At 72.7% G+C, this 26,928-nt stretch carries 24 protein-coding genes; 13 read left to right on the forward strand and 11 right to left on the reverse strand.

Going from position 1 to position 26,928, the window contains the following annotated elements:
- Window positions 1-69: 69 nt before the first annotated feature.
- Complete coding sequence (locus tag PV350_RS27020) at window positions 70-735, reverse strand: ArsR/SmtB family transcription factor (RefSeq protein WP_500336567.1); 666 nt, start codon at window positions 733-735, stop codon at window positions 70-72.
- Window positions 736-1,035: 300 nt separating this feature from the next.
- Between PV350_RS27020 and PV350_RS27025 the strand changes: the two genes are divergently transcribed.
- From PV350_RS27025 to PV350_RS27040, 4 genes are all read left to right on the forward strand, one after another.
- Complete coding sequence (locus tag PV350_RS27025; protein WP_499510667.1) at window positions 1,036-1,878, forward strand: nitrilase-related carbon-nitrogen hydrolase; 843 nt, start codon at window positions 1,036-1,038, stop codon at window positions 1,876-1,878.
- Between the two features lie 17 nt (window positions 1,879-1,895).
- Entirely contained in the window at window positions 1,896-3,296 is a 1,401-nt protein-coding gene (gene hydA / locus PV350_RS27030; RefSeq protein ID WP_499510666.1) for a dihydropyrimidinase, read from the forward strand.
- Window positions 3,297-3,316: 20 nt separating this feature from the next.
- Window positions 3,317-4,339 (forward strand): TIGR03842 family LLM class F420-dependent oxidoreductase, encoded by a 1,023-nt coding sequence (locus tag PV350_RS27035; RefSeq protein ID WP_499510665.1) that lies wholly within the window; start codon window positions 3,317-3,319, stop codon window positions 4,337-4,339.
- Window positions 4,340-4,409: 70 nt separating this feature from the next.
- The gene (locus PV350_RS27040) at window positions 4,410-5,942 is read left to right on the forward strand and encodes an NCS1 family nucleobase:cation symporter-1 (protein ID WP_499510664.1); all 1,533 of its coding nucleotides are present in this window, start codon (window positions 4,410-4,412) and stop codon (window positions 5,940-5,942) included.
- Between the two features lie 37 nt (window positions 5,943-5,979).
- Here PV350_RS27040 and PV350_RS27045 read toward each other — a convergent pair whose 3' ends face one another.
- The 6 genes from PV350_RS27045 to PV350_RS27070 form a co-directional block, all read right to left on the reverse strand.
- Window positions 5,980-7,623: a PucR family transcriptional regulator gene (locus PV350_RS27045; protein WP_500336570.1), complete on the reverse strand. Its 1,644-nt coding sequence runs from the start codon at window positions 7,621-7,623 to the stop codon at window positions 5,980-5,982.
- Window positions 7,624-7,704: 81 nt separating this feature from the next.
- Entirely contained in the window at window positions 7,705-8,559 is an 855-nt protein-coding gene (locus tag PV350_RS27050) for an amidohydrolase family protein (protein ID WP_500336571.1), read from the reverse strand.
- Window positions 8,556-8,867 carry an L-rhamnose mutarotase gene (locus tag PV350_RS27055; RefSeq protein WP_499510661.1) on the reverse strand — a complete coding sequence of 104 codons (312 nt, stop codon included), beginning with the start codon at window positions 8,865-8,867 and terminating at the stop codon, window positions 8,556-8,558. Before PV350_RS27055 ends, PV350_RS27050 begins: the two co-directional genes overlap by 4 nt.
- Window positions 8,864-9,856: an aldo/keto reductase gene (locus tag PV350_RS27060; protein WP_499510660.1), complete on the reverse strand. Its 993-nt coding sequence runs from the start codon at window positions 9,854-9,856 to the stop codon at window positions 8,864-8,866. Before PV350_RS27060 ends, PV350_RS27055 begins: the two co-directional genes overlap by 4 nt.
- 14 nt (window positions 9,857-9,870) lie before the next feature.
- Window positions 9,871-10,638 carry an SDR family NAD(P)-dependent oxidoreductase gene (locus tag PV350_RS27065; RefSeq protein ID WP_499510659.1) on the reverse strand — a complete coding sequence of 256 codons (768 nt, stop codon included), beginning with the start codon at window positions 10,636-10,638 and terminating at the stop codon, window positions 9,871-9,873.
- Complete coding sequence (locus PV350_RS27070; RefSeq protein WP_499510658.1) at window positions 10,635-11,975, reverse strand: enolase C-terminal domain-like protein; 1,341 nt, start codon at window positions 11,973-11,975, stop codon at window positions 10,635-10,637. Before PV350_RS27070 ends, PV350_RS27065 begins: the two co-directional genes overlap by 4 nt.
- A gap of 232 nt (window positions 11,976-12,207) precedes the next feature.
- On the opposite strand from PV350_RS27070, the gene PV350_RS27075 reads away from it, so the two are divergent.
- The 3 genes from PV350_RS27075 to PV350_RS27085 are packed head-to-tail and all read left to right on the forward strand — an operon-like array spanning window position 12,208 to window position 15,915.
- Window positions 12,208-13,260 (forward strand): sugar ABC transporter substrate-binding protein, encoded by a 1,053-nt coding sequence (locus PV350_RS27075; protein ID WP_499510657.1) that lies wholly within the window; start codon window positions 12,208-12,210, stop codon window positions 13,258-13,260.
- A 34-nt stretch (window positions 13,261-13,294) separates the two neighbouring features.
- Window positions 13,295-14,866 carry a sugar ABC transporter ATP-binding protein gene (locus PV350_RS27080; RefSeq protein WP_499510656.1) on the forward strand — a complete coding sequence of 524 codons (1,572 nt, stop codon included), beginning with the start codon at window positions 13,295-13,297 and terminating at the stop codon, window positions 14,864-14,866.
- A 2-nt stretch (window positions 14,867-14,868) separates the two neighbouring features.
- Window positions 14,869-15,915 (forward strand): ABC transporter permease, encoded by a 1,047-nt coding sequence (locus tag PV350_RS27085; protein ID WP_499510655.1) that lies wholly within the window; start codon window positions 14,869-14,871, stop codon window positions 15,913-15,915.
- Between the two features lie 25 nt (window positions 15,916-15,940).
- On the opposite strand, the gene PV350_RS27090 is transcribed toward PV350_RS27085, so the two are convergent.
- Window positions 15,941-16,375, reverse strand: coding sequence for a nucleoside deaminase (locus PV350_RS27090; RefSeq protein WP_499510654.1), 435 nt, complete (start codon window positions 16,373-16,375; stop codon window positions 15,941-15,943).
- A gap of 2 nt (window positions 16,376-16,377) precedes the next feature.
- A complete protein-coding gene (locus PV350_RS27095; protein WP_500336575.1) occupies window positions 16,378-17,223 on the reverse strand; it encodes an LLM class flavin-dependent oxidoreductase in 846 nt (281 codons plus the stop codon).
- Between the two features lie 93 nt (window positions 17,224-17,316).
- Between PV350_RS27095 and PV350_RS27100 the strand changes: the two genes are divergently transcribed.
- Window positions 17,317-17,778: an Lrp/AsnC family transcriptional regulator gene (locus tag PV350_RS27100; RefSeq protein ID WP_500336577.1), complete on the forward strand. Its 462-nt coding sequence runs from the start codon at window positions 17,317-17,319 to the stop codon at window positions 17,776-17,778.
- A gap of 2 nt (window positions 17,779-17,780) precedes the next feature.
- Window positions 17,781-18,158, forward strand: a complete 378-nt coding sequence (locus tag PV350_RS27105; protein WP_500336579.1) for a nuclear transport factor 2 family protein — start codon at window positions 17,781-17,783, stop codon at window positions 18,156-18,158.
- Between the two features lie 31 nt (window positions 18,159-18,189).
- On the opposite strand, the gene PV350_RS27110 is transcribed toward PV350_RS27105, so the two are convergent.
- On the reverse strand, window positions 18,190-20,247 hold the full coding sequence (locus PV350_RS27110; protein WP_500336580.1) for a phosphocholine-specific phospholipase C: 2,058 nt from the start codon (window positions 20,245-20,247) through the stop codon (window positions 18,190-18,192).
- A gap of 196 nt (window positions 20,248-20,443) precedes the next feature.
- On the opposite strand from PV350_RS27110, the gene PV350_RS27115 reads away from it, so the two are divergent.
- From PV350_RS27115 to meaB, 4 genes are all read left to right on the forward strand, one after another.
- The gene (locus PV350_RS27115) at window positions 20,444-21,226 is read left to right on the forward strand and encodes a potassium channel family protein (RefSeq protein WP_499510649.1); all 783 of its coding nucleotides are present in this window, start codon (window positions 20,444-20,446) and stop codon (window positions 21,224-21,226) included.
- A 97-nt stretch (window positions 21,227-21,323) separates the two neighbouring features.
- Window positions 21,324-23,216, forward strand: a complete 1,893-nt coding sequence (gene mutA, locus PV350_RS27120) for a methylmalonyl-CoA mutase small subunit (protein WP_500336582.1) — start codon at window positions 21,324-21,326, stop codon at window positions 23,214-23,216.
- On the forward strand, window positions 23,216-25,417 hold the full coding sequence (scpA, locus tag PV350_RS27125) for a methylmalonyl-CoA mutase (RefSeq protein ID WP_500336584.1): 2,202 nt from the start codon (window positions 23,216-23,218) through the stop codon (window positions 25,415-25,417). The genes mutA and scpA overlap by 1 nt, the downstream gene beginning before the upstream one ends.
- A 4-nt stretch (window positions 25,418-25,421) precedes the next feature.
- Complete coding sequence (meaB, locus tag PV350_RS27130; protein WP_500336585.1) at window positions 25,422-26,405, forward strand: methylmalonyl Co-A mutase-associated GTPase MeaB; 984 nt, start codon at window positions 25,422-25,424, stop codon at window positions 26,403-26,405.
- An 18-nt stretch (window positions 26,406-26,423) separates the two neighbouring features.
- On the opposite strand, the gene PV350_RS27135 is transcribed toward meaB, so the two are convergent.
- Window positions 26,424-26,711 (reverse strand): hypothetical protein, encoded by a 288-nt coding sequence (locus PV350_RS27135; RefSeq protein ID WP_500336587.1) that lies wholly within the window; start codon window positions 26,709-26,711, stop codon window positions 26,424-26,426.
- Between the last annotated feature and the right edge of the window lie 217 nt (window positions 26,712-26,928).

The raw sequence follows: 26,928 nt of genomic DNA on the forward strand, positions 1-26,928 counted from the left end.
GTGGGGTGGTGGCGGGGGTGGTGCTCGGCGGTGCGGTGCGGTGCCGGCCCGGGACGGGTCACGGGCCGCTCACGGGGACTCCTCGACGGCGGCCGGCGTGGCCCGCCCGACGGCCGGTGCAGCCTCCCCGGGCGGCCCGGACGTGGGGCCGGGTTCCTTGACGGTGGGGTGGAGCGCGACCACGATGCGGTGCTCGCGACCGCCCTCGCCGTCCGCGTCGTGGTACTTGGCGATCAGCGCGCTCACCCCGCGGGTCAGCTCCTCCACGAACGCGGCCCGGTCGGCGGCGGAGGCGAAGCGCACCTCCCCGTCGAGGGCGTACGTCGCGAGCCGCTTGCGGGCCCTGGCCGCGCCGGTGATCAGGGTGCCGACGTCGCGGACGAGCCGGGCGGCGACGGCCAGCAGCCAGCGCGCGGACAGCTGGTCGCGGAAGCGCCCGGGGTCCGGCTGGACGGCGGCGAGCGCGAGCGGGGAGATCACGTACGAGGCCGCGGTGGCCCGCATCAGCCGTTCGGTGACGTTGCCCTTCCGGCGTTCGCCGGCCAGCTCGACCAGGCCGTGCGCCTCCAGCGTCCGCAGGTGGTAGTTCACCTTCTGCCGCGGCAGCCCGACCCGGGCGGCGAGCATGGCCGCCGACGCGGGCCCCTCCGCCAGCTCGGCGAGGAGGCGGGCCCGTACGGGGTCCAGCGTGGCGGCAGCGGCCGCCGAGTCCTCGATCACGCTCACGTCCAACATGGCCCCACCGTCTCACCGAAAAGTTTTTTTGTCCAGCCCATATTTCTTGTCGGTGAGTCGGGGACACCCGCCGGTAACGCCGGGGCCCGGGACGAAACACCGATTTCACCTGCCGCGCGAACGGACCTGACACCGCCGTGGGCCGTGTCCGCGCAGGTGACGCGGCGGAACGCCGGGGGCCCCAGCGCGTTACAGCGTGGTACTGCACCCCGCACCCCAGGGCTCCTAGTGTCAGCCGTCAAGCGGCCCGGAGTTCACCTTCGCGGCCCGCTCATTGCCGCGACGTCGGAGGGAAGACCGATGAGTCGAGTAGTGCGCGCCGCGCTCGTCCAGACGAAGTGGACCGGCGACAAGGAATCGATGACCGACCTCCACGAGCGGTACGCCCGCGAGGCGGCCGCGCAGGGGGCGCAGGTCATCGGCTTCCAGGAGGTGTTCAACGCCCCGTACTTCTGCCAGGTGCAGGAGCCCGAGCACTACCGGTGGGCGGAACCGGTGCCGGACGGCCCGACGATCGTGCGGATGCAGGCGCTCGCCAAGGAGCTCCGCATGGTGATGGTGGTGCCGGTCTACGAGGTCGAGCAGGCGGGCTTCTACTACAACACCGCCGCCGTGATCGACGCCGACGGCAGCTACCTCGGCAAGTACCGCAAGCACCACATCCCGCAGGTCAAGGGCTTCTGGGAGAAGTACTACTTCAAGCCCGGGAACCTGGGCTGGCCGGTCTTCGACACGGCCGTCGGCAAGGTCGGCGTCTACATCTGCTACGACCGCCACTTCCCCGAGGGCTGGCGGGCACTCGGCCTCGCCGGTGCCGAACTGGTCTACAACCCCTCCGCCACCTCGCGCGGGCTGTCCGCCTACCTGTGGCAGCTGGAGCAGCCGGCCGCGGCCGTCGCCAACGAGTACTTCGTCGCCGCCATCAACCGGGTCGGCCAGGAGGAGTACGGCGACAACGACTTCTACGGCACGTCCTACTTCGTCGACCCGCGCGGTCAGTTCGTGGGCGACGTCGCCTCCGACAAGGAGGAGGAACTCGTCGTGCGCGACCTGGACTTCGGGAAGATCGAGGAGGTCCGTCAGCAGTGGGCCTTCTACCGGGACCGCCGCCCCGACGCCTACGGCCCGCTGACCGAGGCCTGAGGGGAGGGAGGGAACCGGTGAGCCGAACCCTGATCCGCGGCGGACTGGTCATCACCGCCGCAGAGGAGGTCCACGCCGACGTCCTCGTCGAGGACGAGAGGATCGTCGCCCTCGCCACCACCGGCAGCACGGTCGCCGAGGGCTGGACGGCCGACACCGTGATCGACGCGACCGGGACGTACGTCATCCCGGGCGGTGTCGACGCGCACACCCACATGGAGCTGCCCTTCGGCGGCACCTTCGCCTCGGACACCTTCGAGACCGGCACCCGGGCCGCCGCCTGGGGCGGTACGACGACGATCGTGGACTTCGCCGTCCAGTCGGTGGGCGAGTCGCTGCGTGCCGGACTCGACGCCTGGCACGCCAAGGCCGAGGGCAACTGCGCCGTCGACTACGCGTTCCACATGATCGTGTCGGACGTCAACGAGAACAGCCTCAAGGAGATGGACCTCCTCGTCGACGAAGGGGTCACCTCCTTCAAGCTGTTCATGGCCTACCCCGGCGTCTTCTACAGCGACGACGGCAAGATCCTGCGGGCCATGCAGCGTGGCGCCGCCAACGGCGGCCTGGTCATGATGCACGCGGAAAACGGCATCGCCATCGACGTGCTGGTCGAGCAGGCGCTGGCCGCGGGCAAGACCGACCCCCGTTACCACGGCGAGGTCCGGCGGGAGTTGCTGGAGGCCGAGGCGACCCACCGCGCCATCCGGCTGGCCGAGGTGGCCGGTGCGCCGCTCTACGTCGTCCACGTCTCGGCCCAGCAGGCGGTCGCGGAGCTGGCGACGGCGCGCGACCGCGGGCTCAACGTCTTCGCCGAGACGTGCCCGCAGTACCTGTTCCTGTCCACGGACAACCTGGCGGAGCCGGACTTCGAGGGCGCCAAGTACGTCTGCTCGACGCCGTTGCGCCCCAGGGAGCACCAGGCGGAGCTGTGGAAGGGTCTGCGGACCAACGACCTGCAGGTGGTGTCCACGGACCACTGCCCGTTCTGCTTCGTGGGGCAGAAGGAGCTGGGCCGGGGTGACTTCTCGAAGATCCCCAACGGTCTGCCGGGGGTGGAGAACCGGATGGACCTGCTCCATCAGGCGGTGGTGGACGGGCACATCAGCCGGCGCCGGTGGATCGAGATCGCCTGCGCGACCCCGGCGCGGATGTTCGGGCTGTACCCGCGCAAGGGCACCATCGCGCCGGGTGCGGACGCCGACATCGTCATCTACGACCCGGGCGCGGAGCAGGTGATGTCCGCGCAGACCCACCACATGAACGTCGACTACTCGGCCTACGAGGGCAAGCACGTACGCGGCAAGGCCCGCACCGTGATGTCGCGCGGCACCGTCGTCGTCGACCAGGACCGCTACCTGGGCCGGGCCGGCCACGGCCGCTACCAGACCCGCGAGACCTGCCAGTACCTCGTCTAGCCACCCCAGGGAGCAGAGCTATGGATTTTGGTCTCGTCCTGCAGACGGACCCGCCCGCGTCGGGGGTCGTGGAGCTGATGCGGCGCGCCGAGCGCAACGGCTTCACCCACGGCTGGACCTTCGACTCCACGGTGCTGTGGCAGGAGCCGTTCGTCATCTACAGCCAGATCCTGGCCCGTACGGAGCGGATGGTCGTCGGCCCGATGGTCACCAATCCGGGCACCCGTACCTGGGAGGTGACCGCGTCCACCTTCGCCACGCTGAACGAGATGTTCGGCAACCGGACGATCTGCGGCATCGGCCGGGGCGACTCGGCGATGCGTGTGGCGGGCCGCAAGCCCAACACCCTCGCCCGCATCGAGGAGGCGATGCACGTCATCCGCGAGCTCGCCGAGGGCCGCGAGGCCGACCTCGGCGGCGGGACGGTGGTGAAGTTCCCGTGGGTGCGCCCCGGTGCGCGACTGCCGGTGTGGATGGCGGCGTACGGGCCGAAGGCGCTGGCGATCACCGGGGCGAAGGCGGACGGGTTCATCCTGCAGCTCGCCGACGTCTACCTGACCGAGTGGATGGTCAAGTCGGTCAGGGACGCCGCGGCCGCCGCCGGCCGGGACCCCTCGCAGGTCAAGGTCTGCGTGGCGGCCCCCGCGTACGTCACCGAGGACGACTCCCCGCAGGCGCTGGCCCACGCCCGCGAGCAGTGCCGCTGGTTCGGCGGCATGGTCGGCAACCACGTCGCCGACCTGGTGACCAGGTACGGCGAGGTGTCGAGCGCGGTCCCCCAGGAGCTCACGGATTACATCAAGGCCCGTGAGGGGTACGACTACTCGCACCACGGCCGCACCGGCAACCCCGACACCGCGTTCGTCCCCGACGAGATCGTCGACCGCTTCTGCCTCATCGGCACCGCCGAGCAGCACATCGAGAAGCTGCGCGCCCTGAAGGCCCTCGGTGTCGACCAGTTCGCCCTGTACGACATGCAGGACGCCAAGGAGTCCACCATCGACGTCTACGGCTCCACCGTCATCCCCGCGCTCCGCGGCTGATCCCGGGCCCGCCATCCCCCCGCACGGCACGTTCGATCCCCGTTCCCCGCCTCGAACGAAGGGGGCTGCCATGACAGCCACCGCTCCACCCCCCGCCGGAAGAGCCGGGGCCGACGGCCGCGTCGAGCTCTCGCCCGACGCCGTCCCGTCCGGCCCCTACGCCAACGAGGACCTGCTCCCCGTTCCGCTCGCCAAGCGGAAGTGGACCACGTACAACTTCACCGCGCTGTGGATCGGGATGGCGCACAACGTCGCCTCCTGGACCCTCGCCTCGGGCCTGGTCGCCCTCGGCATGGACTGGAAGCAGGCGGTGCTCACCATCGCCCTCGCCAACCTCATCGTGCTCGTGCCGATGCTGCTCACCGGCCACGCCGGTCCCAAGTACGGCATCCCGTTCCCGGTCTTCGCCCGCGCGTCGTTCGGGGTGCGCGGGGCCAACCTGCCCGCCCTGGTCCGGGCGGCGGTCGCCTGCGTGTGGTTCGGCATCCAGACCTGGATCGGCGGCTCCGGCATCTTCCTGCTCGCGGGGAAGCTCTTCGGCGACTCCTGGGCGACCGCCGGGACGATCGGCGGCTACCCGTGGACGCAGTGGCTCTCCTTCGTCGTCTTCTGGATCATCCAGGTCGCGATCATCGTGCGCGGCATGGACATGGTGCGGCGCTTCGAGAACTGGGCGGCCCCCTTCGTCATCGTCGGCGCGATCGCGCTGCTGATCTGGATGAGCGTGAAGGCCGGCGGCTTCGGCCCGCTGCTCGACCAGCCCTCCGCCCTCGGCTGGGGCGGTGACTTCTGGAAGGTCTTCTTCCCCGCCCTCATGGGCATGATCGGCTTCTGGTCGACCCTCTCCCTCAACATCCCCGACTTCACCCGCTACGCCGCCGGCCAGCGCGCCCAGCTGTGGGGCCAGTCCCTCGGACTGCCCACCACGATGACGCTGTTCGCGCTGCTGTCGGTGCTGGTGACCTCCGGCTCGCAGGCGGTGTACGGCGAGCCGATCTGGGACCCGGTGGCGCTGGCCGCCAAGCTCGACAACTGGGCCGCGGTGCTCTTCGCGTTGATCACGGTCCTGGTGGCCACCCTGTCGGTGAACATCGCGGCCAACGTGGTCTCGCCCGCCTTCGACCTGTCCAACATCGCGCCGCGCAGGATCAGCTTCCGCACCGGTGCGCTGATCACCGCGGTCGTGGGCGTCGTCATCTTCCCCTGGAAGCTGCTGGCCAGCCCGCAGGCGTACATCTTCACCTGGCTCGGCACCGTCGGCGGTCTGCTCGGCACGGTGGCCGGCATCCTCATCGCCGACTACTGGATCCTGCGCCGCACCCGGCTGGAACTGGCCGACCTGTACCGGACGGAGGGCCGCTACTGGTACGACGGCGGGTGGAACTGGCGGGCGCTGGCGGCGTTCGCGGTCGGCGGTGTCCTGGCCATCGGCGGCTCGCACTCCGGGCTCGACGCCAAGGGCGTCAAGCAGGGGCCGTTCCCCGTCGACGGGATGATCCCCTTCCTGAAGCCGCTCGCGGACTACGGGTGGGCCGTCGGCCTCGCCGCCTCCCTCCTCGTCTACCTCCTGCTCAGCCGTCTCGCGCCCGACCGCAGGAGCTGACCCCGCCGGTTCGTACAGGAGCCCGGGCCCGGTGTGCTCAGCGGCCGGACCCGGGCCCCGCGGCGCGCTGCGCCTCGTGCGCGAGCAGCGCCACGTACAGCGAGGTGAGCTGCTCCCAGTCGTCCAGGTCGATGCCGAGCAGCGACTCGATGCTCTGCAACCGCCGGTACAGGGCGGGCCGGCTGACGTGGTGCACCTGGGCGGCCGCCGACTTGTTGCGGCCCGTGGCCAGATAGGTGCGCAGCACCTCCAGCAGCGCCGGGTTCCCCAGCAGGGGCCCCAGCTCGCGCCCGATGAAGGCCTGCAGCTCCGGCTCGTCGCGCAGCAGGCGCACCAGGCCGCGCAACCGCACGTCGCGCAGCCGGGCCACCGGCGCGTCCGGCGGGCCGGCGACCGCCGCGTCCGCCACGTGCACCGCCTCGACGAAGGAACGGCGGACCTCGTCCAGCTCCCGGCAGCCGAAACCCGCGCCGGCCACCGCGGTACGGTGCCGCCCGGCGAGCTCCTCGTGCACCCGCACCGCCACCTTGTGCACGGCGGCGTCGGCGTCCTGACCGTACGGGATGCTCAGCAGGACCGCCGTGCCGGCCGAGCCGATCCGCGCCACCAGCCCGGCGACGCCGGGGTGTTCGGCCAGCACGTGCTCGATCAGCTCCGGCATGTCGTCCCGGCCCTCCGGCACCGCGCCGAGCGGGCGGACGACGACGGGCACGAAGGTGCGCCGGTTGACCGGGAGCCCCGCGGCGCGCACCCGGGTGACCAGCTGCTCGGGGCGGGCCGTGCCCGTCGCCAGGTCGTGCAGCAGCGACTCGGCGGCCTGGTCCTCCCAGCCCCGGTCCTGGTCACCGAGGAGGCGGTGCATGGCGAGCGCCTCGGAGGCACGGGCGCCCAGCACCCGGCCGAACTCCTCCGGGCCGTGGTAGCCGAAGAGCACCAGGCGCCCCCACTGCCGGCCCCGCGCCTCCAGCGGGGCGACGACCCAGCCGTCCGGGCCGACCGTCACCGCGCCGCTGCCGGCCAGTTCGGCCACCTGGCCGGAGACCCGCTCCCAGTCGCGCAGCAGGTCGTTGAGCGAGCCCTTGTCCCCGGCCGAGGCCAGCACGCGCTGCGCGAGGTTGACGACGACGGCCGGGCAGCCGCTGTGCGCCGCTATCTCGTCCAGGACCTGCTGGAGGCTGGCGCCGGAGAGGTTGAGCGCGGTCAGCGAGGAGCGGACCCGGTCGGAGAGGTCGAGCGCGGCGAACCGGCCGTGCACCAGCCGCGCGTGCACCTCCTCGGTGAGCCGCGCGAACGGTGCCGGCCGGTGCAGCACGATCAGCGGCACCCCGCAGCGCTCGGCGGCTCGCCGCATCGGCTCGGGCGTGGTGCGGAACGCCCGGCCGAGGCCCAGGACGACCGCCGCGACGTCGGCGCGCTGCATCGACTCGACGTACTCGCGCTGCGCCCGCTCGTCGCCCGCCAGCAGCAGCCCGGTGGTCAGCACCATCTCCCCGCCGCTGAGCATGACCCCGACGTCCAGCGCCTCGGCCACGTGCAGCCAGCGCACCGCGCGGTGCAGATGGGCGGAACCGGCCACGACCTCCGGCACCCAGGGCGTCACGAGGTCGAGGTCGAGGACGTCGCGCACGGTGAGCCGCCCCGCCGTGCTCGCCGGGGGTGTGTCCGGTCTGCCGTCGCTCACGCGCCCACGCCCGTCCCTCGTGCTGCCAGGGGTGGGAGTCTAGTCACCCGCACCCCGCCCGGGGCCGGTCCGCGCGGGGGATCAGAGGCCGTAGACGCGCCGGGCCGTTCCGGAGAAGACCTCCTGCCGCTCGCCGTCGTCCAGCGCGTCGGTGAGGGCGTGGGCGGCGTCGACCACCTCGGCGTACGAGGCGGCGAGCCGGCACACCGGCCAGTCGGAGCCGAACATCAGGCGGCCGGGCCCGAAGGCGTCGAGCACGGTGGCGGCGTAGGGCGCGAGGTCCGCCGTGCTCCAGGTGTCCCAGTCGGCCTCGGTGACCATGCCGGACAGCTTGCACACGGTGTTGGGCCGTGCGGCCAGCGACCGCAGGTCGTCGCTCCAGGGCCGCGTCCCGCCCTCGGAGATGGGCGGCTTGCCCAGGTGGTCGAGGACGAACACCAGCTCGGGCACGAGGCCGGCGGCGCGGGTCGCCGCGGGGAGCTGGCGGGCGAGCACCACCAGGTCGTAGACGAGCCCCGCGTCTGCCACCGCGCGCAGCCCGCGCAGCACGTCGGAACGGAGCAGCCACTCGGGGTCGGCTTCGCCCTGCACCTGGTGGCGGATCCCCACCAGGTGCTCGCCGCCCGGCAGTTCGCGCAGGGCCGCGAGCCGGTCCGCGACCGCGGGGTCCGTCAGGTCGGTCCAGCCGACCACCCCGGCGACCAGGTCGCTGCCCGCGGCCAGCGCCAGGAACTCCGGGGTCTCCGCGGCCACCGTGACGGTCTGGACGAGGACGGTCGCGGTGACCCCGGCGGCTTTCGCCTCCGGCTCCAGGTCGGCGAGGGAGAAGTCGCGGCGCAGCGGTGCCAGCTGCTCCCCGGTGATCCAGTCCTGGTCGCGCACCGACAGGTCCCACAGGTGGTGGTGCGCGTCGACGATGCCTTCCACCGCGGTCACAGCTGCCACACCACCGGCAGCGGCGCCCCGGCGCCCTCGGCGGAGTAGTCGTGGGCGACCTCCAGCAGCTCCGCCATCCGCGCCTGCCAGGCGATGTTGACGGGCAGCCGCTCCAGCGCGGCGAGCATCGCCGGGTAGTCGTCGACGTCCAGCAGGTGGAACAGGTCGCCGCCGCTGCGCCAGATCGTCCACTCGCGCACGCCCGCGCCGCGGATGGCGGCGGTCAGCTCGGCGGGCACCTCGCGGTGCGCCGCCTCGTACGCGGCGATCCGGTCCGCTCGCACCTTCGTGTGCAGGGCGACCCTCATGACACCTCCTCGTCCGGTACGGGTACGTCCGCGCGGAGCAGGCCCTCGGCGCGCAGGTCGGCCCACATCGGGGCCGGGAGCGGCAGCCGCAGCATCGCCGCGGTGTCCCGCGCCTCGTCGGCGGAACGCAGCCCCACCAGCGTGCTCGCGACGGCGGGATGGGCCGCGGGGAAGCGCAGCGCGGCCGCGCGCAGCGGCACGCCGTGCCGGCCGGTCACCGACCGCAGGCGGCGGGCGCGGGCGAGCACGGGCTCCGGCGCGGGGGCGTAGTCGTACGTGGCGTTCTCGCCCGGGTCGATCAGCAGGCCCGAGTTGAAGGCGCCGCCCACGATCACGCTCGCGCCGCGGGCCGCCGCGAGCGGCAGCACCTCGGCCAGGCCCTCCTGCTCCAGCAGCGTGTAGCGGCCGGCCATCAGCACCACGTCGACGTCGGTGTCCCGCAGGAAGCGGGCGAGCATGGCGGTCTGGTTCATGCCCGCGCCGATCGCGCCGACCACGCCCTGCGCGCGCAGTTCCTCCAGCGCCGGGTACGCCTGGCCGAAGGCCTCCTCGGCGTGGTCGTCGGGGTCGTGGAGGTACACCACGTCGACGCGGTCCAGGCCGAGTCGCTCCAGACTCGCCTCGATGCCGCGCCGTACGCCGTCGGCGCTGAAGTCCCAGACCCGGTGCAGCCCGGCGGGCACGGCGAAGCCGTTCGCCAGGTCGTCCCCGCCCGGTCCGCCGGGCTCCAGCAGCCGCCCGACCTTGGTCGAGACGGTGTACTCGGACCGCGGCCGGTCGCGCAGGGCGGCGCCGAGCCGGCGTTCGGACAGGCCGAGCCCGTAGTGGGGCGCGGTGTCGAAGTAGCGGACGCCTGCGTCCCAGGCGGCGTCCACGGCCGCGCGGGCGGCGTCGTCGGCGACCGGGGTGAAGAGGTTGCCGATCGGGGCGGCGCCGAAGCCCACCTCGGTGACGGCGACTTCGCTGCGGCCCAGGGTGGTGGTGCGCATCGCGGTCCGGGCCCTCACTTCCCGGCCGGGCGCAGCCGCAGCCCGGCCATGCCGCCGTCCACGGCGAGCGCGGTGCCGGTGACGGAGGCCGCGGCGGGGCTCGCCAGGTAGACGATGGCGGCGGCGACCTCGTCGGCGGTCACCAGACGGCCCATCGGCTGCCGGGCGTCGAGGGCGGCGCGTTCCGCCTCGGGGTCGTCTGCGGCGTCCAGCAGCCGGGCCACCCACGGGGTGTCGGCGGTGCCGGGGTTGACGCAGTTGACCCGGATGCCCTCGCGGACGTGGTCGGCGGCCATCGCCAGGGTCAGCGAGAGCACGGCGCCCTTGCTGGCGCTGTACAGCGCGCGCTGCGGCAGCCCGGCGGTGGCGGCGATGGAGCAGGTGTTGACGATCGCGGGACGGGCCGAGCGCCGCAGGTGCGGGAGCGCGGCGCGGGTGGTGCGCACCATCCCGAGCACATTGACGTCGAGCACCCGGTGCCACTGCTCGTCGGGGTTGTCCTCGACGGTGCCCGCCGCCCCGATGCCCGCGTTGTTGACGAGGACGTCGAGGCCGCCGAGGGCTTCCGCCGCGGCGTCCACGGCGGCGCGCGTGGAGGCGTCGTCGCTGACGTCGGCCTTGAAGCCCGTCAGCTGCACCGGCAGTCCGTCCGGCGCCAGGTCCAGTACGGCGACGCGGGCGCCGCGCGCGGCCAGCAGCCGTGCGGTCGCCAGTCCGATCCCGGAGGCGCCGCCCGTCACCAGGGCCCCGAGGCCCTCCAGGTCGCGCAACTCCTCGCTCATGCCGTCCCACCTTCCTGCCGTGCCCGGTCCGCCACCCAGAACGTACCGTCGGGGTAGCGGTACGCGTCGATCGATTCCGGCCTCATCTGCGCGGAGAAGCCGGGTGCCACCGGAGCGGTGTAGTGGCCGCGGCGCATGACGACCGGCGTCGTGAAGTGCTCGTGGAGGTGGTCCACGTACTCGATGGAGCGGTCCTCGGTCGTGCCGGACAGTGCCACGAAGTCGAACATCGACAGGTGCTGCACCAGCTCGCACAGTCCGACGCCGCCGGCGTGCGGGCACACCGGGACGCCGAAGGCGGCGGCCAGCAGCAGGATGGCCAGGTTCTCGTTGACCCCGCCGACCCGCGCCGCGTCGATCTGCAGCACGTCGATCGCGCCGGCCTGCAGCAGCTGCTTGAACACGATCCGGTTCTGCACGTGCTCACCGGTGGCGACCCGGACCGGCGCGACCGCCTTGCGGATCGCGGCGTGGCCGAGGACGTCGTCGGGGGAGGTGGGTTCCTCGATCCAGTACGGGTCGAACTCGCCCAGCGCGGTGACCCATGCCACGGCCTCGGCGACGCCCCACCGCTGGTTGGCGTCGATCGCGATGCGCACGTCCGGGCCCACGGCGGCGCGGGCCGTGCGCATGCGCCGTACGTCGTCGCCCAGGTCGGCGCCGACCTTCAGCTTGATCTGGGTGAAGCCGTCGGCCACGGCCTGCTCGGCGAGGCGGGTCAGCTTCTCGTCGGAGTAGCCGAGCCAGCCGGGCGAGGTGGTGTAGCCGGGGTAGCCGTGCTCCAGCAGTTCGGCGGTGCGCGCGGCGGCGCCCTTCCGGCCCGCGCGCAGCAGTTCCAGCGCACGCTCGGGGGTGAGGGCGTCGGCGATGTAGCGGAAGTCGACCTGGGAGACGAGCCATTCGGGCTCGGCCTCGGCCAGCAGCCGCCACAACGGAAGGCCCCGGCGCTTGGCGGCCAGGTCCCACACGGCGTTGACGACGGCTCCGATCGCCATGTGCATCACGCCCTTCTCGGGCCCCAGCCAGCGCAGTTGGCTGTCGCCGGTCAGGTCGCGGGCCACGGAGCCGGGGTCGGCGCACAGCTCCTCGACCGGCCGGCCGACGAGATGGGGGCGGAGTGCCTCGATCGCCGCGACCTGGACGTCGTTGCCCCGGCCGATGGTGAAGACGAAGCCGTGTCCTTCGTGGCCGTCGTCGGCATCGGTCCGCAGCACCACGTACGCGGCGGAGTAGTCGGGGTCCGGATTCATCGCGTCCGAACCGTCGAGCTCCCGTGAGGTGGGGAAGCGGATGTCGTGGGTGTCGATCGCGGTGATGCGGGCGGAGGTTGCGGACAAGTGGCTGCCTTTCACGCTCGGCCTGGCCAAGACATCGGAGGTCTCGCGCCACGGTGACTCTAGGCCCCCGGGACGGGGCTGGCAATCCATTCCTCGGATGTCTCGTCCCTCGAACTCCATTCGATCGTGTCCGTATAAGGGGTTGTCAGGGTCGCGGGACGGACTTACCTTCCTGTCGTCCGGGATACCTCGGATGAATCGCCCCGGCTTACCCGGACAGGGAGAACACGGCATGAAGCCCGCCCGCACGCGCTCCACCGCCGCGATCGCCGCGGCCGTTCTCGTCACGGCCGCGCTCGCCACCGCTTGCAACCGCGGCAGCACCGGCACCGCCGCCGGCTCCGGCGACGACAAGCCCGCCATCGGCATCGACCTGCCGCGCTCGGACTCCGACTTCTGGAACTCCTACGCGCAGTACGTCGAGAAGGGCATCGAGGACGACGGCCTGAACGCGCTGCCGCGGAGCAACTCGCAGAACGACATCACCAAGCTCGTCGCCAACGTCCAGGTCTTCCAGAACACCGGGGCCAAGGCCGTCGTCATGGCGCCACAGGACACCGGCGCCATCGCCTCCACCCTCGACACCCTGGCCGGCAAGAAGATCCCCGTGGTCAGCGTGGACACCCGCCCCGACAAGGGCGACGTCTACATGGTCGTCCGCGCCGACAACAAGGCGTACGGCACCAAGGCCTGCGAGTTCCTGGGCGAGCAACTGGGCGGCAAGGGCAAGGTCGCCGAGTTCCAGGGCGCCCTGGACTCCATCAACGGCCGCGACCGCTCCGAGGCGTTCGCGGCGTGCATGAAGGAGAAGTTCCCCGGCATCACGGTCTTCGAGCTGCCCACCGACTGGAAGGGCGACGTCGCCTCCGCCAAGCTGCAGAGCCTGCTCGCCCAGCACCCCGACCTGAACGGCATCTACATGCAGGCGGGCGGTGTCTTCCTGCAGCCGACGCTGGCCCTGCTCAAGCAGAAGGGCCTGCTCAAGCCGGCCGGGCAGAAGGGCCACATCAGCATCGTCTCCAACGACGGCATCCCGCAGGAGCTGGACGCCATCCGCAAGGGCGAGATCGACGCCACCGTCTCCCAGCCCGCCGACCTCTACGCCAAGTACGCGCTGTACTACGCCAAGGCCGCCGCGGAGGGGAAGACCTTCAAGGCCGGCCCCACCGACCACGACTCGACGATCATCAGCATCCCCAACGGCCTGGAGGACCAGCTCCCCGCGCCGCTGGTGACCAAGGAGAACGTCGACGACAAGGCCCTGTGGGGCAACAACATCGGCTGACCGTCCGTCCGCACCCGAAGAACGGAAGACCACCATGGCGGACCCCGCCACCGCGCCGCCGGCCGTGGCCGAGGCGACCGGGATCAGCAAGCGGTTCGGCGCCACCGTGGCGCTGCGCGACGCGGGCATCTCGGTCGCCCCGGGCGAGTCGCACGCCCTCGTGGGCCGCAACGGCGCCGGCAAGTCCACCCTCGTCGGCATCCTCACCGGCCTCCAGCAGCCCGACGACGGCACCCTGCGCTTCTCGGGCGAACCGGCGCCCTCCTTCGGCGACACCGACGCCTGGCGCTCCCGGGTCGCCTGCGTCTACCAGCGCTCCACCGTCATCGGCGACCTCTCCGTCGCCGAGAACCTCTTCCTCAACCGGCAGAGCCCCGGCGCGCTGCGCCCCATCCGGTGGACGGCACTGCGCCGCCGGGCGGCCGAACTGCTCGGCGAGTACGGGGTCGACATCGACCCCGCCGCACGCGCCCGCGACCTCACCGTCGAGCAGCGGCAGTTCGTCGAGATCGCACGCGCCCTGTCCTTCGGCGCCCGCTTCATCATCCTCGACGAGCCCACCGCCCGGCTCGACGCCCGCGGCATCACCCGGCTCTTCGACAAGCTCCGCGACCTGCAACGGCAGGGCGTGGCCTTCCTCTTCATCTCGCACCACCTGCAGGAGGTCTACGACCTCTGCACCACCGTCACCGTCTACCGGGACGCCCGCCACATCGTCACCGCCCCGGTGGCCGAACTGGACCACGACGCCCTGGTCGAGGCGATGACCGGGGAGAGCGCCGCCGCGCCCGCGGCCGGCGCCCCGGCGGGCGGCCGGGCGGCGGCCACCGGCGGCGCGCCGCTGCTGGACGTGACCGGCCTGACCCTGCGCGGCGCCTACGCGGACGTCCGCCTGGAGGTCCGCGCCGGCGAGGTCGTCGGCCTCGCCGGGGCCACCGCCAGCGGCAACGTCCGGCTGGGGGAAACCCTCGCCGGGCTGCACCGCGCCGACGCCGGGCGGATCACCGTCGCGGGCCGGGAGGTGCGCGGCTCCGGCGTCCCCGCCGCCCTGGCCGCAGGGGTGGGCCTGGTCCCCGAGGACCGCCACCACCAGGGCCTGGTCGGCACGCGCAGCGTGGCCGAGAACGCCACCCTCACGGTCACCGACCAGCTCGGGCCGTTCGGCACCGTACTGCCCTCACGGACCCGCGAGTTCGCCGAGCGCATGATCAAGGACCTGGACATCAGGACGCCGGGCGCGGCGACCTCCGTCTCCGCGCTCTCCGGCGGCAACCAGCAGAAGGTCGTGGTCGCCCGCGCCCTGGCCACCGACCCCCATGTGCTGGTCGCGGTACGGCCCACCAACGGGGTGGACGTGCGGTCCAAGGAGTTCCTGCTGGGCAGGATCCGCAAGGTCGCCGACGACGGGCGGGCCGCGCTGGTCGTCTCCGACGAGCTGGACGACCTCAGGGCGTGCGACCGGATCGTGGCGATGTTCCACGGCCGGGTGATCGCGGAGTTCGGCCGGGGCTGGCGTGACGAGGAACTGGTCGCCGCCATGGAGGGCGTGGCCGCCCGTCCCGCGCAGGAGCGGGACACCGAGCAGGGAGAGGAAGAGGAAGGGTAGCCATGTCCACCACCACTGACGTCACCGAGCCGCCGGTGCCCACCGCCGAGGCGGCCGCGGCCGGGACGCCGCGCCGCGTACCGGGCGGGCTCGCCCGCTTCCGCGAACTGTCCCTCGTCCCCGCCATCCTGGTGCTGGGCGTCATCGGCTTCATCGTCTCGCCGGCGTTCCTCACCTCCGACAACCTCATCGGCGTCGCCCAGCAGTCCACCGAGCTCAGCCTGCTCGTGCTGGCCCAGGCGCTGATCCTCATCGCGGGCCGGATGGACCTGTCGCTGGAGTCCACGATCGGCGTCGCGCCGGTCATCGCCGTCTGGCTCGTCCTGCCCTCCGCGGGCGGCCGCTTCAACGGACTGGAACTGCTGCCGGTCTGGACGGCGATACCGGTGTGCCTGCTGGTGGGCGCGGTCATCGGTGCCGTCAACGGCTTCTTCATCCTCAAGCTGCGGCTGAACGGCTTCATCGTCACCCTCGGCGCGCTCACCATGCTGCGCGGGCTGCAGATCGCCATCTCCGAGGGCCGTTCCATCGTGGAGCTCCCCGGTTCCTTCACCTACCTCGGCCACGCCTCCTGGGCCGGGGTGCCCGCCGCGATCTGGGTCTGCGCCCTGCTCTTCGCGGTCGGCGGCTGCGCGCTCGCGTGGCTGCGGCACGGCCGGGCGCTGTACGCGATCGGCGGCAACCCCGAGGCCGCGCGCACCGCGGGCATCCGGGTGGACCGGATCACCTGGGTGGTGCTCATCGTGGGCGGCGTGCTCGCGGCCTTCGCGGGCGTGCTCTACAGCGGGCACTACGGCTCGATCTCCGCGGACCAGGGCAGCGGCTGGATCTTCCAGGTCTTCGCCGCGACCGTCATCGGCGGGGTCAGCCTCAACGGCGGCCGCGGCACGCTCTTCGGGGCGCTGACCGGTGTCCTCACCCTGCAGCTCGTCGTCAACGTGATGACCCTGGCGGGAGTGCCCCCGCTGTGGAACCAGTTCCTCAACGGGGCCATCATCATCGTCGCCCTGATCATCTCCCGCTTCGCCTCGGGCGAGAAGCAGGAGTGAGGACGCGGGGCCGGGGCCGGAGGGATCAGTAGTAGCCCTCGACCGGGACGCGGGCCTCGTCGTACAGGGCCGGGCCGTCCTGCGGCACGTGCGGGAAACCGGCCTTGGCGGCGGGCGACTTGAGCCCGGTGAGCTGGTCGGTGGACAGGGCGTAGACGACCCGGCCCAGGCCCGAACGCTCGATGGCGCCCGCGCACATCCCGCAGGGCTGGCAGCTGGTGTACAGGGTGGTGGCGGCCGCGGTGGCCGGATCGAGCTCCCGGGCCGCCCACCGCGCCAGCTTCAGCTCGGGGTGGGCGGTGATGTCGTCGTCGCTCAGGCTGCTGTTGCGGTCCTCGGCGAGCACGGCGCCGTCCGGCCCCGCCAGCAGCGAGCCGAAGGGCGGGTTGCCGGACGCACGGGCCTCCGCGGCCAGTTCGACCGCCCGGCGCAGCAGCCGGGTCGTCATCTCGTCGGTCATCGTCACTCCGTTCGTGAGCGGTGGGCGGCGACGGCCGCGAGCGCCTGCCACGCCGTCTGCGGGCGCAGGATCTCGTGGGGGTCGCCGTTGAAGGGGTCCAGGACGACGGTGTCCGCGCCGAGCGCCCGCAGTCCGTCGAGGTCGGCGGTGATCTGGTCGAGGGTGCCCTCGCCGGCGAGCCGGTCCGGCCCGGTCACCGGTTCCGGCGTGAGCCGCAGCGCGATGCGCGGCGCGAGGGCGGGTACGGGCCGCCCCCGCTCGCGTGCCTGGGAGGCGAGGTCGCCGACGGCCTCGCGCAGCCAGGGCAGGGTGAACCGCAGCGGATGCCACGCGTCGCCGACGCGGACCGCCCGCCGGCGTCCCGCCGCGCTGTTGCCGCCGATCCAGAGCGGCACGGGGCCGCCGGCGTAGTCCGCCTCGTCCTTCCAGGCCTCGCGCAGTGCCGCCAGGTACTCGTCCGTCAGCGCGCCGCGCCGCTCGTAGGGGACGCCGAGCGCCGCGAACTCCTGCCGCGCCCAGCCGACGCCCACGCCGAGCACCAGCCGTCCGCCGCTGAGCGCGTTGAGGTTCGCGGCCATCCGGGCGGTCAGCAGCGGATGCCGGTACGGCAGGATCAGCACCGTCGTCCCCAGCCCGATCCTGTCGGTGACGCCCGCGAGCCAGGACAAGGTGGTGAAGGGCTCGTAGAAGGGCGCCGGGTACGGCTCCGCCACGTCCGGCGTCACCACGACGTGGTCGGAGACCATCAGCAGGTCGAAGCCGAGGCCCTCCACCGTCCGCGCCCAGTCGCGCAGCACGCCGGGATCGGTTCCGGGCCCGAAATTGGGGACGTTCACACCGATTCGCACTCCGTCAGGCTATCCAGCCGGAGGTCCCGCCCGGAAGGCATTCCTCGCGGTGTGGGCGACGCCCGACCGTGGATCCGCCGGTATCTTCGCCGTATGGCCGAGAATCTCGACGCGACCGACTGGGCGATCCTCACCGAGCTGCAGCGCGACGGGCGGGTCCCCCTCACCGATCTGGCCCGCCGGGTGAGCCTCAGCGCCTCCGCGACCACCGAGCGCGTCCGCCGGCTGGAGACCCTGGGCGTCATCACGGGCTACCGCGCGGAGGTCGACCTCGGCAAGGCCGGCTACCCGGTCCTCGCGGTCGTCCGCCTGAAGTACCCCGGCAGCCGGCACGAGCCCCTGCACCGGCTGCTCGCGGAGCGTGCGGAGATCCTGGAGTGCCTGCGCACCACCGGGGAGGAGTGCTACGTGCTGAAGGTCGCCGCCGCGTCCATGGGCCACCTGGAGGAAGTCATGGACGAGCTGGCGCAGTTCGGGAGCGCGACGACCAGTGTGGTCTACCGGCAGACCCTGCCGTACCGGGGTCCCGGCGGCGCTCCTTCCGGCATGCTGTGAGCGTGGAGTCTGCGAAGGTCGTCGAAGAGCTGTGGCAGCGGATCCAGGCGCGCGACTGGGCCGGTGCCGGTGAACTGATCGCCGAGGACGCCGTGGTGGAGTGGCCCGTGAGCGGCGAGCGCATCGTCGGCAGGGCCAACTTCCTCGCCGTCAACAGCGAGTACCCGGAGGGCTGGTCGATCCGCGTCCTGCGGGTCGTGGGCGACGGCGACCAGGCCGTCTCGGAGGTCGAGGTGCCGCACGTGGACCTCGGGCTCTTCCACGCGGCGTCGTTCTGGACCGTCCGCGACGGGCGGATCGCCGCCGGACGCGAGTACTGGACGAGCCCGGGCACCGACCCCCGCCCGGAGTGGCGCGCCCGCTACGTCGAGCCGATGTAGCGGGCGCGCGCCCTCGTACCGGGCGGGACGGTCAGCCGCCGATCGCCGGGTCGCTGGTGCTCTCCCGGCCCGTCTCGACGTGGCCGGCCAGCCGGCGCCCGAAGGTGGCGTCGTGGTCGGAGGTCACCGACAGGTCGTACCAGCCGTGGCTGCGGTGCGTCTCGGCCACGTGCACGACACGGGCGCCCGGACGCAGCCGGTGGGACGCCGGCTTGTGCTCGCCGTAGCCGTCCCTGACCGTGAGCGTGACCGTCGAGTGGCCGTGGTTGGTCAGGACCAGGCGCACGGCGCCGCTCCCGCCGTCGTGGCGGGCGCTGACCTCGGCACCCGCCGCCGCGGCCCGGCCGGCGAACCGGCGCAGGAAGCCGTTGGGGCCGTGCACGGTGAGGTCGTAGTCGCCGTGGGCGCCCGCGGCGACGTTCCAGGCGCCGGTGAGCGAGTGCCCCGGCCCGACGGTGTACGTCCACGGACCGGAGGCGTCCGTCGTGGAGGTGACCAGGAAACCGGCGCCGGCCTCGCCGTGGGAGGCGAACTCGATCCGCAGCGAGCCCGCGGCGCTGACCCCGCCGTCCGCGGCGAGGTCGTACGGGACGGGCCGCGCGGGGCGCAGACCGCGCTCCTGACGGGGCAGCGAGCCCTTCGCGGGAGGGACCGGGGAGTAGTCGGGGTGGCGGTCGCCGTCCGGCGGGAGGTAGCCGTCGGTGCCGGGCAGCCGCGGGGTGCGGCTGTCCTTGTGCCGGAAGTCGAAGGCCGTCGTCAGATCGCCGCAGACGGCGCGGCGCCAGGGGGAGATGTTGGGCTCGGTCACGCCGAAGCGGCGCTCCATGAACCGGATGATGGAGGTGTGGTCGAAGGTCTGCGAGCAGACGTAGCCGCCCTTGCTCCAGGGCGAGACGACGAACATCGGGACGCGCTGACCCAGCCCGTACGGACCCGCCGGGCGCCCGCTGTCGCCGGCGTACACGTCGCGGGTGACGTCGACGGTGGACCCGCCCTGCGCGGACGAGCCGGCCGGGAACGGCGGCACGACGTGGTCGAAGAACCCGTCGTTCTCGTCGTAGGTGATGAACAGGGCGGTCCTGCTCCACACCTCCGGGTCGGAGGTGAGCGCGTCGAGGACCTGCGAGATGTACCAGGCGCCGTAGTTGGCGGGCCAGTTGGGGTGCTCGGTGAAGGCCTCGGGGGCCACGACCCAGGAGACCTCCGGCAGCTTCCCGGCCTTGACGTCGGCGCGCAGGAGGTCGAAGAAGCCCTCGCCCTTGCGGGCGTCGGTGCCGGTGCGGGCCTTGTCGTACAGCGGGTCGCCGGGCTTGGCGCTGCGGTACTGGTTGAAGTACAGCAGCGAGTTGTCGCCGTAGTTGCCGCGGTAGGCGTCCTCGATCCAGCCCCAGCCGCCCGCGGCGTCCAGGCCGTCGCCGACGTCCTGGTAGATCTTCCAGGAGACCCCGGCCTTCTCCAGCCGCTCGGGATAGGTCGTCCAGGAGTAGCCCAGTTCGTCGTTGCCGAGGACCGGGCCGCCGCCCTTGCCGTCGTTGCCGGTGTGGCCCGTCCACATGTAGTAGCGGTTGGGGTCGGTGGAGCCCATGAAGGAGCAGTGGTAGGCGTCGCAGATGGTGAAGGCGTCGGCGAGCGCGTGGTGGAACGGGATGTCCTCGCGGGTCAGGTGCGCCATCGTCGTGGCGGACTTGGCCGGGATCCACTGGTCGTACCGGCCCTTGTTGAAGGCGGCCTGGGTGTCCTTCCACCCGTGCGGCAGGTCCTCAAGGAAGGCCAGACCGAGGTCGTCGGCGTCCGGGTGGAAGGGCAGCACCTCCTTAGTGCCGTCCGACTGGTGCCAGACCGGCTTGCCGCTCGGCAGCGTCACGGGGTGCGGGTCCCCGAACCCCCTGACACCGCGCAAGGTGCCGAGGTAGTGGTCGAAGGAGCGGTTCTCCTGCATCAGGACCACGATGTGCTCGACGTCCTTGAGGGAACCGGTGTTCCTGTGCGCGGGTATCTCCGCCGCACGGGCGATGCTGGTGGACAGCGCGGTCAGGGCGGCCGTACCGCCCGCCAGTTGCATGAACCTTCTGCGGTCAAGGGCGTTCATGAAGGGCCTGTCTCCCGGAAGATGCGATGGGCCGTCGGATGTGCGGAGCCGTCAGCTTCCTCAACTTGTCCGAACAAGTGGGGGCCAGTACACGAACCGTTCGGGAAACCTGCCCCAACCGGGCCACGGTCGGCGGCGCCGTGACCTGGCCTGCCGTGCCGCTGGGGCGTGCGGGCAGAGCGTGCACACTGAGCCCATGAACCGTCTCGAACGCTGGGAGCTGCAGACCAGGGCGCCGCTGCTCGCCCTGGCCGTGGTGTTCGGCGCCGCCTACGCCCTGCCGATCCTGGTGCCGGCCGCCGACCCCGCGCTCATGACCACCGCGCACTGGACGGAGCGCACGGTCTGGGCCCTGTTCGCCGCCGACTACGCGGTCCGGCTGGGTCTGAGCGAGCGCCGCTGGGAGTTCGTCAAGCGCCAGCCGCTCAGCCTGGCGGTGGTCGTCCTCCCGCTGCTCCAGCCGCTGCGCCTGCTGCGGCTGGTCTCCGCGCTCTTCCTGGTCGGCCAGCGGGTGCGGATGGCGGCGCAGGTGCGCCTGACGACGTACGTCGTCGGTGCCGTGCTCGGGCTGCTGGCGTTCGGGTCGGTCGCCGTCCTCGAGGTCGAGCGCAACTCCCCGCACGGCAACATCCGCACCATCGGCGACGCCCTGTGGTGGTCCTTCACCACGATGACGACCGTGGGCTACGGGGACCACGCCCCCACCACCGGCGTCGGCCGGCTGATCGCCGTCGGGCTGATGCTCTCGGGCATCGCCCTGCTCGGTGTGGTCACCGCCAACATCGCCGCCTGGTTCCTGGCCCGCTTCCAGGAGGACGAGGAGGAGAACCGGCGCGTCCAGGAAGTCACCGAGGAACTGCTGCGGGAGGTCCGTGAGCTGCGCCGCCAGGTGGCCGACCTCACGCAGGCCACGGCCGCCGCCCGGGCCGGGGCGTCGGAGCGCGTCCCGAGCAGCGCAGTCGAACAGGGCGTCGAATAGAGCATCGCGTGCGAACGGATCAAGGGCGCACGGGAATGGGCTAGGTCACAGGTGTGCCCCCTGCTGCTCACCTGCTCACGGGCACTAACCTCTGAGCATGACGGTCCTGCCTGATGACGGGCTTTCTCTGGCCGCCGAATTCCCGGATGCGACCCACGAGCAGTGGCGGCGCCTCGTAGAGGGCGTCCTGCGCAAGGCGGGCAAGGACGTCTCGGGTCAGGCGGCGGAGGACGCGCTGTCCACCACCCTCGAAGACGGGCTGACCACGCGCCCGCTGTACACCGCGCCCGACGCGCCCGACGCCTTCGGCGACCGCGTCGGCCTCCCCGGCTTCGCACCCTTCACCCGGGGCGGCGCCCCGGCGGGCGGCGTCCTCGGCGGCTGGGACGTGCGCCAGCGCCACGCGCGGCCCGACGCGGCCCGCGCGAACGAGGCGGTGCTCGCCGACCTTGAGAACGGCGTCACATCCCTCTGGCTCGTGCTCGGCGACGCCGGGCTCCCGGTGTCCGCGCTCGGCGCGGCCCTGGACGGCGTCTACCTCGACCTCGCCCCGGTCGTGCTCGACGCGGGCGCGGACTTCGAGGCCGCCGGGCAGGCGCTGCTCGCGCTGTACGACGAACGCGGCGTGGCCCGTCGGGCCGCGCGCGGCAACCTGGGCGCCGACCCCCTCGGCCACGTCGCCCGCACCGGTGACGCCGACGCGCTCGCCGCGCACACCGCCGCCGCCGCGGGGCTGGCACGCCGGGCCCACGAGCAGTACCCGGGGCTGCGCGCGCTGACCGTGGACGCCCTGCCGTACCACGAGGCGGGCGGCTCGGCCGCCGAGGAACTCGGCGCCTCCCTGGCCACCGGCGTGGCCTACCTGCGGGCGCTCACCGAGGCCGGACTGCCGGTCGACGCGGCCTGCGGTCAGCTGGAGTTCCGCTACGCCGCCACCGCCGACCAGTTCCTGACGATCGCCAAGCTGCGCGCCGCGCGCCGGCTGTGGGCCCGCGTCGCGCAGGTGTGCGGCGCGACCGCGGCGGCGGGGCAGCGCCAGCACGTCGTCACCTCGCCGGTGATGATGACCCGCCGTGACCCGTGGGTGAACATGCTGCGCACCACCGTCGCCACGCTGGGCGCCGGTGTCGGCGGCGCGGACTCGGTCACGGTGCTGCCCTTCGACCACGCGCTGGGCCTGCCCGACGCCTTCGCGCGCCGCATCGCCCGCAACACCTCCACCATCCTCCTGGAGGAGTCCCACCTGGCCCGGGTCGTCGACCCCGCCGGCGGCTCCTGGTACGTGGAGCGCCTCACCGACGAGCTCGCCGGGGCCGCCTGGGCCTGGTTCCAGGAGCTGGAGCGCTCCGGCGGACAGGCCGTGGCCCTCGCCTCCGGCCTGGTCGCCGACCGCCTGGCCGCGACCTGGGCCGAGCGCGCCCGGGCGCTGGCGAAGCGCCGCGAACCGATCACCGGCGTCAGCGAGTTCCCGTTGCTGTCCGAGGCACCCGTCGAGCGCGACCCGGCCCCGGCCGCGCCCTCCGGAGGGCTGCCGAAGGTCCGCCGCGACGAGGCCTACGAGAACCTGCGCGCCCGCTCGGACGCCCACCTGGCCGCGACCGGGTCCCGCCCGAAGGTCTTCCTGGCCGCCCTCGGTCCCGCCGCCGCGCACACCGGCCGCGTCACCTTCGCCGCCAACCTCTTCCAGGCCGGCGGCGTCGAGCCCGTCCACGACCCGGTGACGGTCGACGCCGCGACCGCGGCCGAGGCCTTCGCCCGCAGCGGTGCGCAGATCGCGTGCCTGTGCTCCAGCGACGCGCTGTACCAGGAGCGTGCCGCGGACGTCGCCGCGGCGCTGAAGGCCGCGGGCGCCGGCCGGGTGTTCCTGGCCGGGCGTCCGGGCGAGCACGAACAGGCCTACACGGCGGCCGGCGTCGACGGCTTCGTCTTCGCGGGCGGCGACGCGGTCGCCGTCCTGACCTCCGTTCTCGACCGGATGGGAGTGGCGTGATGCGGATCCCGGACTTCTCGGAGATCGAGCTGGGACCGGGCGCCGGGAACGGCGCCACCGAGGAGCAGTGGCGCGCCGCGGTCAAGGAGACCACCGGCCGCGGCGCCGAGGACCTGGTGTGGGAGACGCCCGAGGGCATCGGCGTCCAGCCGCTCTACACCGGTCGCGACCTGGAGGGCCTGGACTTCCTGGGCACCTACCCGGGCATCGCGCCCTACCTGCGCGGCCCGTACCCGACGATGTACGTCAACCAGCCCTGGACGATCCGGCAGTACGCGGGCTTCTCCACCGCCGAGGAATCCAACGCCTTCTACCGGCGCAACCTCGCCGCCGGCCAGAAGGGCCTGTCGGTCGCCTTCGACCTGCCGACCCACCGCGGCTACGACAGCGACCACCCGCGTGTCACCGGCGACGTCGGCATGGCGGGCGTCGCCATCGACTCGATCTACGACATGCGGCAGCTCTTCGACGGTATCCCGCTGGACCGGATGACCGTGTCGATGACGATGAACGGCGCCGTGCTGCCGGTGCTGGCGCTCTACATCGTGGCCGCGGAGGAGCAGGGCGTACCGCCCGAGAAGCTGGCGGGGACCATCCAGAACGACATCCTCAAGGAGTTCATGGTCCGCAACACCTACATCTACCCGCCGAAGCCCTCGATGCGGATCATCTCCGACATCTTCGCGTACACCTCGCAGAAGATGCCGCGCTACAACTCGATCTCCATCTCCGGCTACCACATCCAGGAGGCCGGGGCCACGGCCGACCTGGAGCTCGCCTACACCCTCGCCGACGGCGTGGAGTACCTGCGCGCCGGGCTCGGCGCGGGCCTGGACGTCGACGCCTTCGCGCCGCGGCTGTCGTTCTTCTGGGCGATCGGCATGAACTTCTTCATGGAGGTCGCCAAGCTGCGCGCGGCCCGTCTGCTGTGGGCCAAGCTGGTCAGGCAGTTCGAGCCGGCGAACGTGAAGTCACTCTCGCTGCGCACCCATTCGCAGACCTCCGGCTGGTCGCTGACGGCGCAGGACGTCTTCAACAACGTCACGCGCACCTGCGTGGAGGCGATGGCCGCCACCCAGGGCCACACCCAGTCGCTGCACACCAACGCCCTCGACGAGGCGCTGGCGCTGCCCACGGACTTCTCCGCGCGCATCGCCCGCAACACCCAGCTGCTGCTGCAGCAGGAGTCGGGCACCAACCGGGTCATCGACCCCTGGGGCGGCTCCGCGTACGTGGAGAAGCTGACGTACGACCTGGCGCGGCGCGCGTGGCAGCACATCCAGGAGGTCGAGGCCGCCGGCGGCATGGCGCAGGCGATCGACGCGGGCATCCCCAAGATGCGCGTCGAGGAGGCCGCGGCCCGTACCCAGGCGCGCATCGACTCCGGCCGGCAGCCCGTCATCGGCGTGAACAAGTACCGGGTGGACAGCGACGAGAAGATCGAGGTCCTCAAGGTCGACAACTCCTCCGTGCGCGCCCAGCAGATCGCCAAGCTGCGCCGGCTGCGCGAGGAGCGCGACGAGACCGCCTGCCAGGACGCGCTCGCCGCGCTGACCACCGCCGCCGAGCGCGGCGCGGATCGGGGCCTGGAGGGCAACCTGCTGGCGCTCGCGGTGGACGCGGCCCGCGCCAAGGCCACCGTGGGCGAGATCTCCGACGCCCTGGAGAAGGTGTACGGCCGGCACGCCGGGCAGATCCGTACGATCTCCGGTGTGTACCGGAACGAGGCAGGGGAGTCGCCGTCCGTGGACCGTACCCGCGCGCTGGTCGACCGCTTCGAGGAGGCGGAGGGCCGCCGTCCGCGCATCCTCGTCGCCAAGATGGGCCAGGACGGTCACGACCGTGGGCAGAAGGTGATCGCCACCGCCTTCGCCGACCTGGGCTTCACGGTGGACGTCGGGCCGCTCTTCCAGACCCCCGCCGAGGTCGCCCGGCAGGCGGTGGAGGCCGACGTGCACATCGTCGGTGTCTCCTCGCTCGCCGCCGGCCACCTCACGCTGGTGCCCGCGCTGCGCGAGGAACTGGCGGCCGAGGGCCGGGAGGACATCATGATCGTGGTCGGCGGCGTCATCCCGCCGCAGGACGTCCCCGAACTGCTCGGCATGGGCGCGGCCGCGGTCTTCCCGCCCGGCACCGTCATCCCCGACTCGGCGTACGACCTGGTCACGCGGCTGGCCGCCGCGCTCGGCCACGAACTGTGAGCCCATGCCTCCCACCATCGACCTGGACGCATACGTCAAAGGCGTGCTGGACGGCTCCCGGGCCTGGATCGCGCGCGCCATCACCCTGGTGGAGTCGTCGCGGCCCGATCACCGGGAGCTCGCCCAGCGGCTCCTGACCGAGCTGCTGCCGCACGCGGGCAAGGCCCGCAGGATCGGCGTCAGCGGGGTGCCGGGGGTGGGCAAGTCCACCTTCATCGACGCCTTCGGCACCCTGCTCACCGGGCTCGGCCACCGGGTCGCGGTGCTCGCCGTCGACCCCTCGTCCACGCTGACCGGCGGCTCCATCCTGGGCGACAAGACCCGCATGGAGCGGCTGTCGGTGGACCGTTCGGCCTTCGTGCGGCCCTCGCCCTCGGCCGGGACGCTCGGCGGCGTGGCCAAGGCGACCCGGGAGTCCATGGTCGTGGTGGAGGCGGCCGGCTACGACGTCGTGCTCGTGGAGACCGTGGGCGTCGGCCAGTCCGAGACCGCGGTCGCGAGCATGGTCGACACCTTCCTGCTGCTCACGCTGGCCCGTACCGGCGACCAGCTCCAGGGCATCAAGAAGGGCGTGCTCGAACTCGCCGACGTCATCACCGTCAACAAGGCCGACGGCCCGCACGAGCGCGACGCCCGCGCCGCCGCACGCGAACTGTCCGGCGCCCTGCGGATGATGACCCCGGTGGACGCCGCCTGGACCCCGCCGGTGCTGACCTGCAGCGCCCGCGAGGGCACCGGTCTCGACACCCTCTGGGAGCGGCTGGAGCAGCACCGCACGCTGCTGGAGTCCACGGGCCGGCTGTCCGCCAAACGGCGCGACCAGCAGATGGAGTGGGCCTGGAGCATGGTCCGCGAGGAACTGCTGGGCCGCCTGCGCGGTCACCCCGAGGTGCGCAGGCTGACCCCGGAGATCGAACGGCAGGTCCGTGAGGGCACGCTGACGCCCACCCTGGCCGCCGCGCGCATCCTCGACGCCTTCTCGGGCTGAGCCCGCGGACCCTTGGGCTCAGGCCGCCCGGGCCTGGTCCCGGGGCACGGCGCACCGCCCCGCCGACCACAGTGCCCCGGGCATGTTGCAGTCCGGGCCGACCTGGTGGCGGTCGGCGTAGGCGAACAGCCGCCGCGCCTCCGCCATGTGGCCCGGGCACGCGAACGAGCCGTGTCCGGGGAGCCATTGGATGTGCCACCGTGCGGGCTCCCCGCACGGCTGCGTCGCGCCGGTCGCGACGCGGCCGCACGGCGTCATGCCGTCGACGGGGATCGGGGTGAGCCGGGGCGTGATGGGACCGGTCATGGGGCAGGCCTCCTCTGCCGCGTGACGCGACGTGACCTGTGTGCGTGTGGGGGGATGAGCCGCTTGTGCGCACTCGATGTCGGTATGCCCCGTCGTGGCCGCCTCCGACGCATGTGCGAGGGTCAGGAGTTGGTAACCCTGCCGCCCCGGGAGGCCTGGGAGGCGGCCACAATGCGGGGATGGACGACCAGGGTGGGGCTCCGGTGGCGGTGTGGCG

It is taken from the genome of Streptomyces sp. PA03-6a (assembly GCF_033792765.1).
Taxonomy (GTDB): domain Bacteria; phylum Actinomycetota; class Actinomycetes; order Streptomycetales; family Streptomycetaceae; genus Actinacidiphila.